We start from the raw sequence: 16727 nt of genomic DNA on the forward strand, positions 1-16727 counted from the left end.
CCCGGGAACGATCCCGCTACACCTCGCTGGTCGTAATCGGTCAGCGGATTCACCCGATCAGGCTGTCGCGAGCAGTTGGTCCACCGGCGCGTAGTCGTCGGTCAGGACCAGCGCGTCGTCGACGAAGGCGGCCAGCTCCCCGCCGGCCAGCAGGTCCGGCACCGTGTCGAGGCGGCCCAGCCGCTGGGTGAGCGCGTCCACCGGCAGCGGCGCGTCCGAGGCGACGATGAGGAAGTTGGAACCCTGCTGACCGGCGATCGCGGCGGCCGGGGCGACCAGCGCGACGTGCCGGAACTCGGCGGCGACCGTGGCCAGCTCGCTGCGGATGAAGCGGCCCGGCGGATAGTCGATGACGTTCTGGACGTACATCCCGCCGGGCCGGAGCACCCGGCGGACCTCGGCGGCCATCTCCCGGGTCGCCAGGTGCCAGGGCACCACCAGATGGCCGAAGGCGTCCCCGACCACGAAGTCGCGGCTGTCGGTGGGCTCGCCGCCGACCAGCATCCGGGCGTCACCCACCACCGCGCGCAGCCCCGGCCCCGGCCGTACGCCCAGCAGCCGCCGGTCCAGCTCGACCAGCTCACCGTCGATCTCGAAGACCACGTTGTCGGTGCCGGGGCGGGTGGCGCTCAGGTAGCGCGGCATGGTGAAGCCGCCCCCGCCCAGGTGCAGCGCGTCCAGCCGCCGCCCCGCCGGCGCGACCACGTCCGCCGCCGCGCCGATCCACCGCGTGTACGCGTACTCCAGGTAGGTGGGGTCGGCCAGGTCCACGTACGAGTGCTCGGCGGAGTTGAGGTAGAGCACCCGCCCACTGGCGCGGGACGGGTCGTCGGCCACCCGCGCGCAGTGGTACGCCGTCTCCACGTCGCACGGGTTCGGGGCGACCGCGCTGAGCCCCGCCCCGAGCAGTCCGAGCACCGCGAGGGTGGCCTTGGTCCGGGCCGCGCCGGGCAGCCCGCCGCCCTCCTGCCGGCGCAGGTGGAACCCGAGCGCGAGGCCGGTGACCCCGAGCAGCACCGCCAGTGCGATCAGGATGACCGTGCTGGGCAGCGCCGCCACCAGCACGAAGCCGGTGACCAGGGTGGCGGTGATGCCGCCCAGCGTGCCGATGCCGGAGAGCCGCCCGACCACCTGCCCGGTGCGGCGCAGGTCGGCCAGTTGGAGCTTCACCACCAGCGGGGTGACCGCCGCGAGCAGGGCCGCCGGGACGAAGACCGCGAGCGCGGTGAGCAGCAGGATGGCGCTGGCCGCGCCGCCGCGCAGCACCTCACCGGCGTACCGGACCACCGGCAGGGTGACCGCCGTGGCGATGCCGGCCAGCACCAGCGCCGGGGCCAGCAGGCCGCGTGGGTCCCGCCGGTCGGCCAGCCAACCGCCCGTCCACGCCCCGTACGCGATGGCGGCCAGCGCGATGCCGATCACCGAGCTGGTGACCTGGAGGGTCACCCCGACGTACGGGCCCACCAGGCGGAGCGAGACCGTCTCCAGCACCAGCACGGCACCGCTGGAGAGAAAGACCAGGAACGCGGCGAGCCCGTTGGGCAGCGCGCGGGCGGTGACCGGCGCGCCGGGTGCCGGGTTGACCACGACGTCGGACGATGAGCTGCTCACCGTCGCGATGGTACGCAGCGTTCCTGGCGCTCCGGGTCAGTACATCGAAAGATGAACATGGTTTGTGTGGTCGGCGGCCGGGCTGCCGGAGCCGCTGTACGACCGCCAACCCGTGTTCGGCATCCAGATCTGCCGGTACCAGATCACGTAGAGCACGCCGAGCCGGCTGGCGTTGTTCTTGAAGTAGTTGGCCAGGCTGTCGCCGTACGCCTTGTCCCCGCCGGTGGCCGTGCGGTCCTCGAACCCGCCGGTGGCGGCGGCGAAGTCGCAGGCCCGCCCCTTCGGGTGCTCACCGCCGCCGCCGCTGCGGAAGCAGGAGACGTACCGCTTGTACCCGGCGGCCTGGGCCTGCCGCAGGGCGTGCAGGGTGCGCGGGGTGATGCAGCCGTCGGTGGTCGGGTCGTTGGCCGAGCAGGACTCCGACGGCCAGGACCCGTCCGAGTTGCGCGGCGCCGGACTCGCCGACCGCGAGCTGCCGCTGAAGCCGGAACTCGTGCCGGAGCTGACCGTGGCGAGCGCCCGCTCGGCGTCCCGCTTCCGCTTGGCCAGCGCGGCGAGCTGCTTCTGCTGCTCGCGCACCTCGTTGTCGATGGCCGCCTTGGCCTGCGCGGCGGCCTGCTTGGCCTCGGTCAGCTCGCGCAGCCGCTTGGCGTCCCGCTGGCCCATCACGTCCAGTTCGGCGGCGCGTTGCAGCAGCGCCTGCGGGCTGGCGCTGTTGAGCAGCGCCGAGGCGGTGCTCAACCGACCCAGCCGGTACGACTGCGCGGCGACCTCGCCGACCTGGGCGTTCAGCCCGACCAGCCGCCCCTCGACCGTCCTCAGCTCGCCGGTCAGGGCGGCCTGGCGACGCTTGGAGTTGTCCAGCTTCGCCTTGGCCTCGATGTGGCCCTTGGCGGCGGCCTCCAACGCCTCACGGAGCTTGGTGGTGCCACCCTCGTTCGGCTCCGCGGCGGCCGGCGCGACGCCGGCGCCGAGCAGCAGCGCCACGACGGCGAGCAGCACGATCAGCGGCCGGCGGGCAGCCGGCCTGGTGAGGCTGGTCCTCGGCACGACAGTGTCCTTCCTCGGCCGCCAGGGGGACGGCGGCGCGGCGGCGGCCCCGCCGGGCTCCGAAAGGACGGGCCTGCGGGCGGCGACCGCCGGACACGATACCGGACCCAGGCCGGTTGACCAGGCCCGCGACCGCCGAGGGCATAGATCGTCGACGCAGCGTCCCGACGTGGTCGCGCAGCGCCGCGACAGCCCGGCCGACCTCGTCCGCACCGGCGTGATCCACTCCGTTCGCGGCGAGTCGCGGCATCCAGCCGCCCTGACAGCCCGACACGCCGCAAACCGCGCGCCTCCGTCCGAGGGATCGGCGTGATCCACTCCGATTGCGGCGTGTCGCGGCATCCAGCAGCCCCGACACGCCGACACGCCGCAAAGCGCGTCGGAGGGGTGGGTCAGCCGCCGAGGAGGGCGTTGCGGACCTCGTGCCAGGTCCGCTCGTCGGCCGCGACCAGCAGCCCCTTGTCGTCGTCGGCCGGGTGGTACTCGGCGCCGTCGAACCGGCGGGCCACCCCGCCGGCTTCCCGCACCAGCAGCACCCCGGGGGCGTGGTCCCAGGGCAGGGTCCGCCAGAAGAGCACGAACTGCTGGTCGCCGGTGAGCAGGTCGAGGTACTCCCGCCCGGCGCAGTGCTGCCCGACGAGCAGTTCGCCGATCCGCGCCCCGCCCGCCTCAGCGGTCCGCCGGGTCTCCGGCGGCAGGAACCGGGTCATCGCGGTGCCGCGCAACGCGCCGAGCGGCGGTACGCCGTCGGCGGTGCGCACCGGCCGGCCGTCGAGCAGGGTGCCCTCCCCGGCGACGGCCACCGCCAGCGTCTCCGCGAGCGGGTCGAGCACCCAGGCGGCGGCCAGCTCGCCGTCGGTGAGCAGCGCGACCATCAGCGCGAACGGGCGGCGGCCGGCGGCGAAGTTGCCGGTGCCGTCGACCGGGTCGACCACCCAGACGTCGCCGTCGCCGCGCAGGTGGCGCAGCAGGGACGGATCGTCGGCGACCGCCTCCTCGCCGACGACGACCGAACCGGGCCGCAGCCGGCGCAGCGCGGCGGAGATCTTCTCCTCCGCCCGCCGGTCGGCCACCGTGACCAGGTCACCGGGGGCCTTCTCGGCGACGTCGGCGTCGTCCAGCCGGCGGAACAGGGGCAGGACGACCTCGGCCGCGGTCTCCCGCAGCAGCTCGCCGACGTCGTCCCGCAGCCGGTCAGCCACGCGGCGGGAGCTTGACCACGCTGACGAAGAACTCGTCGATCTGCCGGACCACCGAGATGAAGCGCTCGAAGTCGACCGGCTTGGTCACGTAGGCGTTGGCGTGCAGCTGGTAGCTGCGCAGGATGTCCTCGTCGGCCTGGGAGGTGGTGAGCACCACGACCGGGATGCGGCGGAGCTGCTCGTCCTCCTTGATCTCCTCCAGCACCTCGCGGCCGTCCCGGCGGGGCAGGTTCAGGTCGAGCAGGATCAGGTCCGGCGCGATCGCGTCGCCGTACTGGCCCTCGCGGCGCAGGTAGGCCAGCGCCTCGGCGCCGTCGGAGACAACGGTGAGCCGGTTGCGCAGCTTGTGCTCCTCGAACGCCTCCTGGGTCATCAACACGTCACCCGGGTCGTCCTCGACCAGCAGGACCTCGATTGGGCTCTTGCCGTCCGCTGGCGCGGTCATCTCACCGTCTCCTTCATGCCACCCGTTGTACCGTGCTCCGGCGCCGCCTCGGGCGCGTCTGCGCCCGCCGGGCCGTCCGGCTGCCGGCCCACGGTCGGCGCGGAGGTCTCCGGCTCACCGTCGGCGTCGGCGTCGGCCGCCAGGGCCGGGTCGTCCCCGGCCGGTTCCGCGCCGGCCGGCTCCTCGCCGGTGACCGCCTCGGCCTCCGCCGCCGCCCGGGCCGCCTCGACGTCCTCGGGCAGCGCCGGCAGGGTGAAGCGGATCGCGGTGCCCTCGTCGGTGTCGGTGTCCACCCAGACCCGGCCACCGTGGTACTCCACGATCTTCTTGACGATCGCCAGGCCGATGCCGGTGCCGGGGTACGCGTCCTTGGCGTGCAGCCGCTGGAAGATCACGAAGATCTTGTCGGCGAACTCCGGCTCGATCCCGATGCCGTTGTCCTGGCAGGTGATCTCCCACTCGTCGTCGACGAGCCGGGCGGAGACGTGCACCTTCGGCGTGACGTCCGGGCGGCGGAACTTGATCGAGTTGCTGACGAGGTTGGCCAGCAGGTTGGTCAGCAGCGGTTCCTCGCCGCGGATCACCGGCATCTCGTCCCAGGTCAGCTCGGCGTCGGCGTACTGGCGGGCGGCCTCGGTCTGCCCGGCCACGTCGCCCATCACCTTGTCGAGGTCGACCTCGGTGAAGCCGGTGGTGAGCCGGCCGATCCGGGAGAAGGCCAGCAGGTCGTTGATCAGGCGCTGCATCCGCTGCGCGCCGTCGACGGCGAAGGCGATGTACTGGTCGGCCCGCTCGTCGAGCTGGCCGGCATAGCGGCGCTGGAGCAGCTGGCAGAAGCTCGCCACCTTGCGCAGCGGCTCCTGGAGGTCGTGCGAGGCCACGTACGCGAACTGCTCCAGGTCGCGGTTGGAGCGGGTCAGCTCCTCGGCCTGCTTCTGCAGCTGGCTGTTGACCCACTCGATGCTCTCGCGCGCCTCGCGCACCTCGGCGAGTTCCCGGGCGATCTTCTGCCGCATCGCGTCCACGTCGCCGGCGAGCTGTTGGAACTCCGGCGGGCCGGACCCGGCGATGCGGTGCTGGTAGTCGCCCTCGGCGACCTCCCGTATCTGCTCGGCCAGCCCGGTCAGCGGCTTGATCACCATCCGGTCCAGCGACAGCAGCAGCACCGAGCCGGCCACCGCCACCACCACCGCCGCGACGATCAGCAGGACCACCAGGATGTTGCTGCTCTGGTAGACCTTGTCCGCCGTGCGCTGCCGCTCGTCGAGGATCTCGGCCTGGAGCACGCCGGCCGAGGCGCGGATCTGCTCGAACTGCTGCCGTGCCTGGTCGGTGATGAGCGCCTGGGCGGCCGCCGTGCCGTCCCGCTCGGTCGTGGTGATCACCGGCTGGGCGACGGCGCTGCGCCAGTCGGCCGCCTGCTGCTCCACCACCGCCAACGCCCGCTGGATATCCGGATAGTCACCGATCAGCGCGTTCATCTTGCTGACGGTCTCCCGCTCCTGCCGGAGGCCGCTGTCGTACGGGGCGAGGTCGGCGCGGTCGGCGCTGACCGCGTACCCCCGGACGGCGGTCTCCTGGTCGAGCAGGGCGTTGAGCAGTTCCTGGCCCTGCACCCGCAGCGGGCCGGTCTTCACCAGCACCGCGTCCATGTTCTGCCGGGTCTTGGTGGCCAGCGCGGCCTCGGCCGCGGCGAGCCCGAGCAGCAGCACCACGACCACGGTGAGCAGCAGGCTCACCCGGCGGCGCAGCGTCCACTCGGGGCGGTACGAGTTCACCGGCCACCGCCGCGGGTGACCAGCAGCATGGCGACGTCGTCGGCGAGCGGACCACCGTTGATCTGCTCGGCCCGGCCGACCAGCCAGGCCGGCAGCTCGGCCAGCGGCACCGCCTGGTTGGCCGGCTCCTCCAGCAGGCCAACCAGCCCCGGCACGTCCAACCGGTCGTCGCCGTCGCCCACCCGTCCCTCGATCAGGCCGTCGGTGTACATCAACAGGGACCAGTCATCGGTGTCGAACTCCAGGTCGAACGCTACGGGTCGGCGAGGTCGTACCCCGAGGAGCAGGCCACCACGCGCCGGGACCGGCGCGACCTTGCCTCCGGAGAGCAGCAGCGGCGGCGGGTGCCCGGCCAGCCGGACGGTGGCCCGGTTGCCGGCCAGGTCCAGCCGGACCGTGGCGACGGTGGCGAAGATCTCCTGAAGGCGGCGCTCGCTCATCAGCACCTGTTCCAGGGCGGGCAGCACGTCGTCGTCGGCGACCCCGGCCAGGATCAGCGCCCGCCAGGCGACCCGCAGCTCGACGCCGAGCGCAGCCTCGTCCACACCGTGCCCGCAGACGTCGCCGACGATCAGGTCGACCCGGTCGGGCCGGGTCTGCACCACGTCGAAGAAGTCCCCGCCGATCAGGGCGGCGTGCCGGCCGGGACGGTAGAAGGTGTGCACCGACACCTCGTCGGTGCTCATCAGCGGCTGGGGCAGCAGGCCGCGCTCCAGGCGGGCGGACTCGGCCTGACGCAGCTCGACCTCGCGCAGCCGCCGGGCGTTCTCGTCGGCCCGCTTGCGTTCCACCGCGTAGCGCAGCGCGCGGGTCAGCAGGACGCCGTCGACCTGCCCCTTGACCAGGTAGTCCTGGGCGCCCTCGGCGACCGCGACGATGCCCAGGTGCTCGTCGGAACGGCCGGTCAGCACGCAGACCGCCGCGCCGCTGGACATCTCCAGCACCTTGCGCAGGCCGTCCAGGCCCTGGGCGTCGGGCAGCCCGAGGTCGAGCAGCACGCAGTCGACGCCGGCCACCCGCTGCCGGGCCTCGCTGAGGCTGGTGGCGACCAGCAGGTCGATCATCGAGTTGGTCTCGGCGAGCAGCTCACTCACCAGGAAGGCGTCGCCCTCGTCGTCCTCGACCAGCAGAACCCGCAGCCGCTCGCCGGGCGGCAGGTTGGGGTTCCGCCCGAGGCCCCCCTGCGGGTACGGCGCCACGGAGGGACCGGCCATGCCGGGCCCCCGGTGCGGCCGGGTCACCGCCGCGAGACGCGGGAGTTCGCTGGTGATGTCGGGCTCCTTCCGAGTGCCCCGCTGATCCTGTATTAGACAACGGTCGCACACAACATGGCCGTGTCGGCACGGGCGTACCCGGGCAAGGCCGTCACACGGACAGCGGTCGGGCGGGAAGGAGCGTTACCGGAGGCCCCGGGGTGTCGCGGCTCACCCCCGGCGCGGTGCAGGATGATCCTCACCCTTCGCCCCACCCCGAGGAGCCCGCCGTGGGCGCACCCGCAGTTCCCGCCGCCGAGGAGTCCGCCGGGCGTACCCCCGTGGTCCGCGCCGCCGACCGGGCGCTCGCCCGGCCGCGCCGTAGGGCGCTCGCCGCCGTCGCCGCGCTGGTCGCGCTGCTCGCGGTCGGTGCCGCCGTCCTGGTCGACCTGCGCACCCCGGCGCCGCGTCCGGCGGACGCGCCGGCCGGCGAGTTCAGTGCCGCCCGGGCGTACCGGACGGTGCAGACCGTCGCGGCCCGCCCGCACGTCGCCGGCAGCCCGGCCAACGATCAGGTACGCGAGCACCTGGTCGGCGCGCTGCGCGGCCTCGGGCTGGAGACCGAGGTGCAGGACACCGTCGCTGACGAGGCGGGGCAGCTCAGCGGGGCCGCGGGCGGCGCCACCCTGGCCCGGGTACGCAACGTGGTGGCCCGGCTGCCCGGGACCGCCTCCACCGGACGGGTCTTCCTGGTGGCGCACTACGACTCGGTGCAGTCCGGGCCGGGCGGCAACGACGACGGGGCCGGGACCTCGACCATCCTGGAGGTCGCCCGGGCGCTGACCAACGGTCCCCGCCCGCGCAACGACATCGTCTTCGTGCTCACCGATGCCGAGGAGGCGTGCCTGTGCGGGGCGCAGGCGTTCGCGTCGAGCCACCCGCTGGCCGCGGACGGCGGGGTGGTGCTCAACATGGAGGCGCGGGGGGCCACCGGTCCGGTGATCATGTTCGAGACCTCCCGGAACAACGCGCGGCTGGTCGACGTCTTCGGTCGCGCCGCCCCGCACCCGGTGGGCACCTCGTTCGCGGTGGAGATCTACCGGGCGCTGCCGAACGACACCGACTTCACCGCGTTCCTGGACGCCGACTTCGTCGGGTTGAACTCGGCGTACATCGACGGGGGCGCGATCTACCACACCCCGCTGGACACCCCGGCGGCGATGGACCGGGGCAGCCTCCAGCAGCACGGGGACAACGCCCTCGGGCTGGCCCGGGAGTTCGGCCGTGCCGACCTGACGGGCCTGCGCTCCGGCCACGACGCCACCTACTTCCCGGTCCCCGGCGGGCTGGTCCGCTACCCCGGCTGGCTGACCTGGCCGCTGGCCGCGCTGGCCGTGGCGGCGGTGCTGGCGCTGGCCTGGCTGGCCCGGCGACGGGGGCGGGTGACCACCGGCCGACTCGCCGCCGGCTTCGGGCTGACCCTGGTGCCCATCGTCGTGGCGCCGCTCGCCGCCCAGCTGCTCTGGGCCGCGATCACCGCGCTGCGTCCCGGCTACGCCGAGCTGCTCGACCCGTACCGGCCGACCTGGTACCGGCTGGCCGTGGTGGCGCTCGCCGCCGCGATCCTCGCCGCCTGGTACGCGCTGACCCGTCGCTGGGCCGGCCCGGCCGCGCTGGCGATCGGCGCGCTGGGCTGGCTGGCCCTGCTCGGGGTGCTGCTGGCCGCGCTGGTGCCCGGCGGGGCGTACCTGGCGACCCTGCCGGCCCTGGCCGGCGCGGCCGCCGGCCTGATCGCCCTGGCCAGCCGGATCGACGGCCCGTGGCCGGTGCTGGCGGTGACCCTGGCCGGCGCGGTCGCCGTGGTGATCCTGCTGCCGACGGTGGTGCTGCTCTTCCCGGCGCTGGGCATGGCGATGGGCGGCGTCGCGGCGCTCTTCGCGGTGTTGCTCGGCCTGGCCGCACTGCCGGTGGTGGATCTGCTGCACCCGGCCGCCGGCGGCCAGCGCGGGATGGTCGCGCTGCGCGCCCGCCGGCTGGGCGCGCTGCCGGCCGTCGCCGCCGGGCTCGCGGCGGTGGTGCTCGCCGGGGTCGGGCTACGGGTGGACCGCTTCGACGCCGCGCACCCGGCGCCCACCCACCTGATGTACGCCCTGGACGCCGGCACCGGCCAGGCCCGGTGGCTCAGCCACGAGGAGGACCCGCAGCCCTGGACCGACGGCTACGTGGACGGGGTGGCGAAGGTCGAGGACTTCCCCGGTCTCGGTGACGCCGAGCTGCGCGCCGGGCCCGCCCCGGCGGCGAACCTGCCGGCACCGAAGCTGGAGGTCCTGGCCGACACCACCGTCGGCCGGCAGCGCACCCTGCGCCTGCGCCTGGTGCCCCAGCGGCCGGTCCGGCTGGCCACGTTGCACGTGGAGACCGCCGGGACGGGCGGCACGGGCATCGAGGCGGCGACGGTGGCCGGCCGGCCGGTGAAGATCGACAAGCGGCAGCCGGACGGCCGCTGGTGGGGCATCGTGTTCCACGCGCCGCCGCCGGAGGGGATCGAGGTCACCCTCACCCTGGAGCCGCGCGGCGGCCACGTGCTGCTGCGGGCGATGGACGCCAGCGACGGTCTCGACGGGCTGCCGGGCTTCCGGCCCCGCCCGGCGGACGTCGGCGTGGTCGGCTCGCACAGCTCGGAGATGCTGGCGGTGGCCCGCACGTATCCGCTGTAGCGGACCGGCGGGGTCGGGTGTGCCGGTCGGGCCCTGTGGAGCTGATGTCACCAACGATTCAGGCAGGGCGCCCGGTCGCCGTCATCGTGGGGCGCTGATGGCCATGACGGCGGTGTCGTCGGTGAGCCCGGCGCCGAAGGTACCGAGCAGATCGGTGACGGCGGCGACGGCGTCAGCGGCGTTGGTGGGGGCGAGATCGGCGGCGAATCGGGCGAGGGCTGCGGTTCCGTAACGGCCGTCGGGGGTCTCGCTGCTGCCGGTACGGGCCTCGGTGAGTCCGTCGCTGTAGAGGAGCAACGTGTCGCCGGGATTCGCGACGACCGTGGTGTTGGTGTATTGGGAGGTCGGGAAGGCCCCCACGATGCGGCCCTTCGTGCATTGGTAGTTGGCGGAACCGTCGGCCCGTAGCAGCAGTGGTTCGGGGTGTCCGCCGCTGGCGATGACCGCGGTGAACCCGCCGACGGCCGGTGTGGGGGTGAGGATGCCGCAGACGACGGTGCAGTAGCGCGCGTCCTCGCGGTATTCCTGCCAGAGCACGGTGTTGAGGTTGTGCAGCGCGGCGGCGGGGTCGGGGGTGTAGACGGTTGCGGCGCGCAACGTGTAGCGGGCCAGAGCGGTCACGGCGGCCGCTTCGACGCCTTTGCCGCTGACGTCGCCGAGAAAGAATCCCCAGCGGCCGTCGGCGAGGGGGAACAGGTCGTAGAAGTCGCCGCCGACCTCGTCGGTGGAGGCCATCCGGTAGTACGCGGCGCTCTCCAGTCCGGGCGGGGTTTGCAGCACGGCGGGGAGCAGACTTCGTTGCAGTTTGCCGACGAGCTGCCGTAGCCGTTGGTCCTCGCGCTCCGCGGCTCTGCGGGCGTCGAGGAGCTCTCGTTCGTAGCTGCGACGTTCGCTGGCATCGAAGACGGCCGTGCGGATGAGTTGGGGTTGGCCTTCGCTGCCGGCCTTGACGACGGAGGTGACGAGGACCGGCATGCGGGAGCCGTCCTTGGTGCGAAGGTCCAGGGCGATGCCGCGGATCTCGCCCTGCATGGCCAGCATGGGTGCGAAGTGGGTTTCGTGATAGATGCGGCCCCCGCCGGTGAGCAGGTCGCTGAAGCGGCGCCGGCCGACGAGTTCCTCGCGGGTGTAGCCGAGCCATGCCAGCAGGGTGCTGTTGATCTTCGCAATGGTGCCGTCCAGGAGGGTGGACAGGTTCCCGCAGGGCGCATTCTCGTACAGGTCTTCGAGGTTGTCCTCGAGCAACGAAGGAAACCCCGCCTCGCTCGGCCGGGCGCTCCCGTCATCGCTCGGACCTTGGCCGGAAGGATCACGCCCGGCAGCGGCGGTCATCGGTAAGCGGCCCTGATGAACGACGTGATCGCTGCGGTCGTGGCCTCCGGCGCGCTCAACTGGGGGCAGTGCCCGGTCGCGTCCAGGGTGACCAGCCGACTTCCGGCGATCTGCGCGTGCACGAACGCGCCGACCTCAGGCGGCGCGATGGCGTCCTGGGCGCATTGCAGGATCAGGGTGGGAACCTTCACTGCGGCGAGGTCGGCGCGGTTGTCGGACAGGAACGTGGCGCGGGCGAACACCTGCGCCATCGCGGGGTCTGTCCGGCAGAAACTTGCCGTCAGCTCTTCACCCAGCTCCGGCCGCTCCGGATTGCCCATGATCAGGGGGGCCATGCTCGACGACCAGCCGAGGTAGTTGCTGTCGAGCGACTCGAGCAACTCGTCGATGTCATCGCGGGTGAAACCGCCTCGGTAGTCTCCGTCATCGATGTAGCACGGCGACGGGGTGACCAGGACGAGTGCGGAGAAAAGGTCCGGTTCGCGGTTTGTCGCGAGGACTCCGATGCTCGAACTGACCGAGTGTCCGACGAAGATCGGCTGCTGAAGGTCCAGGTCCTGGCAGATGCTCAGCACGTCATCGGCGTAGCCGTCCAGGGAGGCGTACCGGTCGGCGTCCCAGGCCGCCGGGTCGGCCTTGCCCGATCCGACGTGATCGAACAGCACTACCTGGGCCCATTGTCCGATTTCGGCAGTTACGTGGCGCCACATGTGCTGGTCGCAGCCGAAGCCGTGCGCGAGCACGACGGTGGGACCGCCCTCACGACCGGCCAACCTCACGTTGTTGCGGTTCCGCACGCGCATTCACCTATCCTCCATCACCCGCACCGTGGGACCAAGTGCCCGCTCACCTGGGCAAACGCATTCGGGACGAGGGGGTCCAAGCGTCGGCGAGACGGCGGCCGAGGACGTTCGGCGCCCACCGGAGCCCGGGGATGATCCGGCCGGAGGCGTAGTTGATCAAAGCGGACAACCGCGCCCCTGACCTGCTGCAACGCCCGGCATGGATGGTCAACGACAGTCACTGCTGGCTCCCGTTCGACCGCCTGGAAACAGCATGATCTTGAACCAGGCGCGCCGCCGGGCTGAGGCTCGGCCGCCGACTGTTCGGCTCACGCGGTATCCGCCTCGGGCTGACGTGAATCACGCCCGGACAGGGCACGCGCGCTGCAAGACTCGCTCAGTGGGTGGCTACCGGTGGTGGGAGCGGATGGGACCCGCCGTCGCGGTGGCCCCTGGCACCCGCGTCGACCGGTTTGAGGTCTTCTTCGACCTGGTCTTCGTGTTCTCGTTCTTCATCATCACCCGGGCCACCGCGGTGGACATCACCGGCGACAGCCTGCTGCACGGCATGCTGGTCCTCGCCGTGCTGTGGTGGGTCTGGGTGGTGCACACGGTGGTCGCGACCCGGGTCCGGCTCGGCGTGGGCTTCGTCCCGGCGCTGATGGTCGTCGCGATGGCCGCGCTGTTCTGCTTCGCGTTGTCCCTGCCGCAGGCGTTTGGTACCCCGGTGCGGTGGGCTGTCGGGCCGGTGGTGCTCGCGGTGAGCTACGTGGTGCTCCGCGGCGTGCACCTGCTGCTGTACTGGCACGTCGCCAGGGAGAGACCCGGCGAGCGCCGCCTGTTGCTGAAGTACTCCCCCGAGCTGGTGACGAGCACCCTCCTGCTGCTGGGTGCCGCGTTCATCCCGCCGTTGATCGACGACCCGGGGTGGGCCGACCTGGTGCGCGACGGGCTCTGGATCGCCGTCGTCCTGTTGCAGTACGGCGCCGGCCTGGTCGCCAACGCGTGGGGCTGGGTGCTGACCTCCGCCGAGCACTGGACCGAACGGTACGACTTCATCCTCATCATCGCCCTGGGCGAGTCGATCATCTCCGTCGGTATCGGCGGCAACCTGCTCGGTGAGCCGGTCACCTGGCGGGGCGTCACCGCCGCGGTGCTCGGCATCTTCTTCACCGCCGCCCTGTGGTGGACGCACTTCGACATGATCGCTCCGGCCGCCCGGATCGCGCAGCACGCGGCGCAGGGGCGCTTGCGGGTCGCCATGGCGCGGGATGTCTACGCGTACTGCCAGCTCGTCATGATCGGCGGGATCATGCTGTTCGCCCTCGGAGCAGAGGAGATCGTGGGGCAGATCGCGGACGGCTCGATCAACCTCGCCGAGCCGACGCACGGCCCGGGTGTGCCGCTGCTGTTCGGCGGGGTGATCTGCTACCTCTGCGGCGGGATGCTGTTCCAACTGCGCGCCCTCGGCACGCTCTCCTGGACCCGCGTCGGCACCGTGCTCGTACTCGCGGCCGCCATCCCCCTCGCCACACACCTCCCCGCAATGGCGGCGCTCAGCCTGCTGACGGCCATCTGCCTCGCGTTGGTGGCGATCGAGATGGTGGTCATGGCGGACGCCCGCCGAGCCCTGCACAAGGCGGTCTTCGAGGAGAAGACCACCTACGAGAAGCACGAGGCCGACTGGCGGGCCCGCTGGCACGAGGGAGCCCCGGACGAAAAACCCCGGTGAGAGGCCATGTCCCGACGTAGCCGGGTCTCCTACTTCCAGCGGAAATGTGCGAATCGGAGCAGACCAGCGCGTTGACCTGGGACTCACCGCCAGCTCAAGATCGCGGGAACAGATCGGGCACAACTCGGCCCGTCACCGGGCCACCGCCAGCCGAGCGCCAGATAGGGCCGCGTCGACCAGGTTCCGCGTCCGGTCGATCGCCTCCGGCCACTCCCCCGCGTACGTGTTCAAAGTGATGATCGGCGTCGCATGCCCCAGCGCCATCTGAACCGTCTTCACGCTCGCCCCGCCTGGATCAACAGCGTGGCGAAGTGGCGCAGACCGTGATAGCCGAACCCCTCCGGTACCCCGTCGACCGCTTCCACGGCCTTCTTCCATGGGTACGCCCACCCGGTTCGCTGGATCGGGTTGCCCCGGCCGCTCGTGAACAGCAACTTCGCCTTGCGAACCACCGGCTTGCGCGGGTTCGTCTCATCGAGAACCTCCACGTCGACCGGCGGGAAGAGTTCGATGTGCCGGACGAGGGCATCGGCGACCACCTGGCCGCACGCTGGTGGAACGGCACCTGGGGACGGCTCACCCGGCGTGACGCGTGGCTCGCTCTCGAGGTCGGTGGCACGTCGCGGCCAGGGCCCGCGACTCCGAGACGGGCAAGGTGCTGCGGTGGGAGTTCGATACGCGGTGTCGGCCTCGGGGCTGAGGCGAATCGCGCCCGGACAGGGGTTGCACGCTGCGACACTCGGGCGGTGGGTGGAAGGCGGTGGGCGGAGCGGCTGGGGCCGGCCGTCGCGGTGGCTCCCGGCGCCCGCGTTGACCGGTTCGAGATCTTCTTCGACCTGGTCTTCGTCTTCTCGTTCTTCATCATCACCCGGGCCACCGCGATGAACATCACCGCCGACAGCCTGCTGCACGCCATGCTGGTCCTCGCCGTGCTCTGGCGGGTCTGGGTGACGCACACCGTGGTCGCGACCCGGATCCGACTCGGCGTGGGCTTCGTCCCGGCGCTGATGGTCGTCGCGATGGCCGCGCTGTTCTGCTTCGCGTTGTCCCTGCCGCAGGCGTTTGGTGACCCGGTGCGGTGGGCAGTCGGACCGGTGGTGCTCGCGGTGAGCTACGTGGTGCTCCGCGGCGTGCACCTGCTGCTGTACTGGCACGTCGCCGGAGAGAGTCCCGGCGAGCGCCGCCTGTTGCTGAAGTACTCCCCCGAGCTGGTGACGAGCACCCTCCTGCTGCTGGGTGCCGCGCTGATCCCGCCGCAGATCGACGACCGGGGGCGGGCCGACCTGGTGCGCGACGGGCTCTGGATCGCCGTCGTCCTGTTGCAGTACGGCGCCCCCCTGGTCGCTGGCGCGTGGGGCTGGGTGTTGACCTCCGCCGAGCACTGGACCGAACGGTACGACTTCATCCTCATCATCGCCCTCGGCGAGTCGATCATCTCCGTCGGCGTCGGCGGCAACCTCCTCGGTGAGCCGGTCACCTGGCCGGCGGTAGCGGCGGCGGTGCTCGGCATCTTCTTCACCGCCGCCCTCTGGTGGACGCACTTCGACGTCATCGCTCCGGCCGCCCGGATCGCCCAGCACGCGGCGCAGGGCCTCGCCCGGGTCGCCATGGCGCGGGACGCCTACACGTACTGCCAGCTCGTCATGATCGGCGGGATCATCCTGTTCGCCCTCGGTGCCGAGGAGATCGTGCGGCAGGTCGCCGACCGCTCCATCAGCCTGACCGAGCCGACGCACGGCCCCGGCGTGCCGCTGCTGTTCGTCGGGGTGATCGTCTACCTCGTCGGCGGAATGCTGTTCCAACTGCGCACCCTCGGCACGCTCTCCTGGACCCGCGTCGGCACCGTGCTCGTACTCGCGGCCGCCATCCCCCTCGCCACACACCTCCCCGCACTGGCGGCCCTCGCCCTGCTCACGGCCATCTGCATCGGCTTGGTGGCGACCGAGATGGTGGTCATGGCGGACGCCCGCCAAGCCCTGCTCAGCGCCGTCTTCGAGGAGAAGACCACCTACGAGAAGCACGAGGCCGATTGGCGAGCCCGCTGGCACGAAGAAGAAGCCCCCGACGAGAAACCCCACTGAGGAGCCACGTCCCGCGGTGTGCGGGAGAAGCGGTCGGCCGTCTGCCGGCAATGCCGGGCTCCACTTGATCCGTTACACATCGACTTCACTCGAAGGGTGCCAGTTGGCCGGCTCTCTCCGGGCTCGGCTGTCACGGTGCGTAACTGGTGTGCCGCCTATCGCTGGGGCATGCGATCCTCGACGCTGGTCAAGACGCGCGATCAGCGGCAGATGAGTGCATCCGTGAATGCACGGTTGGAAACGCCAAGTTCAGAGCTGTCCTGGCAGACAAGCCTCCGCTTGGCTGATCACGAGTTCCCGAATCAGGAGCAGTTCGGTCTTACCCGAGCTGCGTTCAACGTTGCCCCACCGGTCCAGGCAGGAGATCACGTATGTCCATTGCGCACCATTCAGCGACACTGTTACCTCTTGATCGTCGTGAGGCCGATCGGTGGAGCCTGTTGTTTCAGGAGTCCAACCAGAGGTCTGGCGCCAGCCTTCTCGAAGAATCTGGACTCCGGCCTCTACGAGACCGTGCGGGTCACCATTCTCGGCCTCGACGTTAACCACGTTGTCGAGGACGCGGCCGACGATCCGCCATTGCCGAGCGGGCATCCGGACTGCGCAGGTGCTCGGCTCAGCTGACTGATGGGGCATGCGCAGCATGGTGACCGACGGACGTCTGGTGGTCAACAACTCGGCGCCCCGCTGGGCCCCCTCCGCCGCCTCCCGCCCGCTCGGTCTTTGCACTGCGATGACCTGTCCGCGGCATGACAGGGCGCCTGGCACAGTCCGGAACTGATATCACGGCAGGCCCATAAGGGC

14 protein-coding genes are annotated in these 16727 nt (G+C 71.8%); 3 read left to right on the forward strand and 11 right to left on the reverse strand.

The window, feature by feature from the left end; all coding sequences use genetic code 11:
* Nucleotides 1-57 precede the first annotated feature (57 nt).
* The 6 genes from ACTMS9_RS12120 to ACTMS9_RS12145 form a co-directional block, all read right to left on the reverse strand.
* A complete protein-coding gene (locus ACTMS9_RS12120; protein ID WP_441164927.1) occupies nt 58-1611 on the reverse strand; it encodes a fused MFS/spermidine synthase in 1554 nt (517 codons plus the stop codon).
* A gap of 36 nt (nt 1612-1647) precedes the next feature.
* Entirely contained in the window at nt 1648-2661 is a 1014-nt protein-coding gene (locus tag ACTMS9_RS12125; protein ID WP_346538042.1) for a coiled-coil domain-containing protein, read from the reverse strand.
* A 392-nt stretch (nt 2662-3053) separates the two neighbouring features.
* Nucleotides 3054-3863 carry an inositol monophosphatase family protein gene (locus ACTMS9_RS12130; protein WP_441142263.1) on the reverse strand — a complete coding sequence of 270 codons (810 nt, stop codon included), beginning with the start codon at nt 3861-3863 and terminating at the stop codon, nt 3054-3056.
* On the reverse strand, nt 3856-4308 hold the full coding sequence (locus ACTMS9_RS12135; protein WP_441142262.1) for a response regulator: 453 nt from the start codon (nt 4306-4308) through the stop codon (nt 3856-3858). The genes ACTMS9_RS12130 and ACTMS9_RS12135 overlap by 8 nt, the downstream gene beginning before the upstream one ends.
* Nucleotides 4305-6086, reverse strand: coding sequence for a sensor histidine kinase (locus ACTMS9_RS12140; protein ID WP_441142261.1), 1782 nt, complete (start codon nt 6084-6086; stop codon nt 4305-4307). The genes ACTMS9_RS12135 and ACTMS9_RS12140 overlap by 4 nt, the downstream gene beginning before the upstream one ends.
* A complete protein-coding gene (locus ACTMS9_RS12145) occupies nt 6083-7300 on the reverse strand; it encodes a PP2C family protein-serine/threonine phosphatase (RefSeq protein WP_441142260.1) in 1218 nt (405 codons plus the stop codon). Before ACTMS9_RS12145 ends, ACTMS9_RS12140 begins: the two co-directional genes overlap by 4 nt.
* Before the next feature lie 269 nt (nt 7301-7569).
* On the opposite strand from ACTMS9_RS12145, the gene ACTMS9_RS12150 reads away from it, so the two are divergent.
* Entirely contained in the window at nt 7570-9996 is a 2427-nt protein-coding gene (locus ACTMS9_RS12150) for a M28 family peptidase (RefSeq protein ID WP_441164928.1), read from the forward strand.
* Between the two features lie 81 nt (nt 9997-10077).
* Here the strand turns inward: ACTMS9_RS12150 and ACTMS9_RS12155 are convergent, their stop codons facing one another.
* Both ACTMS9_RS12155 and ACTMS9_RS12160 read right to left on the reverse strand, forming a co-directional pair.
* The gene (locus ACTMS9_RS12155; protein ID WP_441164929.1) at nt 10078-11241 is read right to left on the reverse strand and encodes a PP2C family protein-serine/threonine phosphatase; all 1164 of its coding nucleotides are present in this window, start codon (nt 11239-11241) and stop codon (nt 10078-10080) included.
* An 83-nt stretch (nt 11242-11324) separates the two neighbouring features.
* Entirely contained in the window at nt 11325-12131 is an 807-nt protein-coding gene (locus ACTMS9_RS12160) for an alpha/beta fold hydrolase (RefSeq protein WP_441164930.1), read from the reverse strand.
* Nucleotides 12132-12510: 379 nt separating this feature from the next.
* Between ACTMS9_RS12160 and ACTMS9_RS12165 the strand changes: the two genes are divergently transcribed.
* Nucleotides 12511-13842, forward strand: coding sequence for a low temperature requirement protein A (locus tag ACTMS9_RS12165; RefSeq protein WP_441164931.1), 1332 nt, complete (start codon nt 12511-12513; stop codon nt 13840-13842).
* A gap of 132 nt (nt 13843-13974) precedes the next feature.
* Here ACTMS9_RS12165 and ACTMS9_RS12170 read toward each other — a convergent pair whose 3' ends face one another.
* Both ACTMS9_RS12170 and ACTMS9_RS12175 read right to left on the reverse strand, forming a co-directional pair.
* The gene (locus ACTMS9_RS12170; protein ID WP_441142255.1) at nt 13975-14121 is read right to left on the reverse strand and encodes a hypothetical protein; all 147 of its coding nucleotides are present in this window, start codon (nt 14119-14121) and stop codon (nt 13975-13977) included.
* On the reverse strand, nt 14118-14381 hold the full coding sequence (locus tag ACTMS9_RS12175) for a hypothetical protein (protein WP_441142254.1): 264 nt from the start codon (nt 14379-14381) through the stop codon (nt 14118-14120). The genes ACTMS9_RS12170 and ACTMS9_RS12175 overlap by 4 nt, the downstream gene beginning before the upstream one ends.
* A gap of 207 nt (nt 14382-14588) precedes the next feature.
* Here ACTMS9_RS12175 and ACTMS9_RS12180 point away from each other — a divergent pair, with 207 nt between their 5' ends.
* A complete protein-coding gene (locus ACTMS9_RS12180; protein WP_441142253.1) occupies nt 14589-15923 on the forward strand; it encodes a low temperature requirement protein A in 1335 nt (444 codons plus the stop codon).
* A 249-nt stretch (nt 15924-16172) separates the two neighbouring features.
* Here ACTMS9_RS12180 and ACTMS9_RS12185 read toward each other — a convergent pair whose 3' ends face one another.
* On the reverse strand, nt 16173-16517 hold the full coding sequence (locus ACTMS9_RS12185; protein ID WP_441164932.1) for a hypothetical protein: 345 nt from the start codon (nt 16515-16517) through the stop codon (nt 16173-16175).
* Between the last annotated feature and the right edge of the window lie 210 nt (nt 16518-16727).

Origin of the sequence: Micromonospora sp. L31 (genome assembly GCF_052068075.1) — a bacterium.
Lineage (GTDB): Bacteria > Actinomycetota > Actinomycetes > Mycobacteriales > Micromonosporaceae > Micromonospora > Micromonospora purpureochromogenes.

Excerpts from the sequence above, each read along its gene's own strand:
- ACTMS9_RS12135 (WP_441142262.1), bottom strand. The coding sequence starts at position 4,308 with ATGACCGCGCCAGCGGACGGCAAGAGCCCAATCGAGGTCCTGCTGGTC.
- ACTMS9_RS12145 (WP_441142260.1), bottom strand. The coding sequence starts at position 7,300 with ATGGCCGGTCCCTCCGTGGCGCCGTACCCGCAGGGGGGCCTCGGGCGG.
- ACTMS9_RS12160 (WP_441164930.1), bottom strand. The coding sequence starts at position 12,131 with ATGCGCGTGCGGAACCGCAACAACGTGAGGTTGGCCGGTCGTGAGGGC.
- ACTMS9_RS12185 (WP_441164932.1), bottom strand. The coding sequence starts at position 16,517 with ATGCCCGCTCGGCAATGGCGGATCGTCGGCCGCGTCCTCGACAACGTG.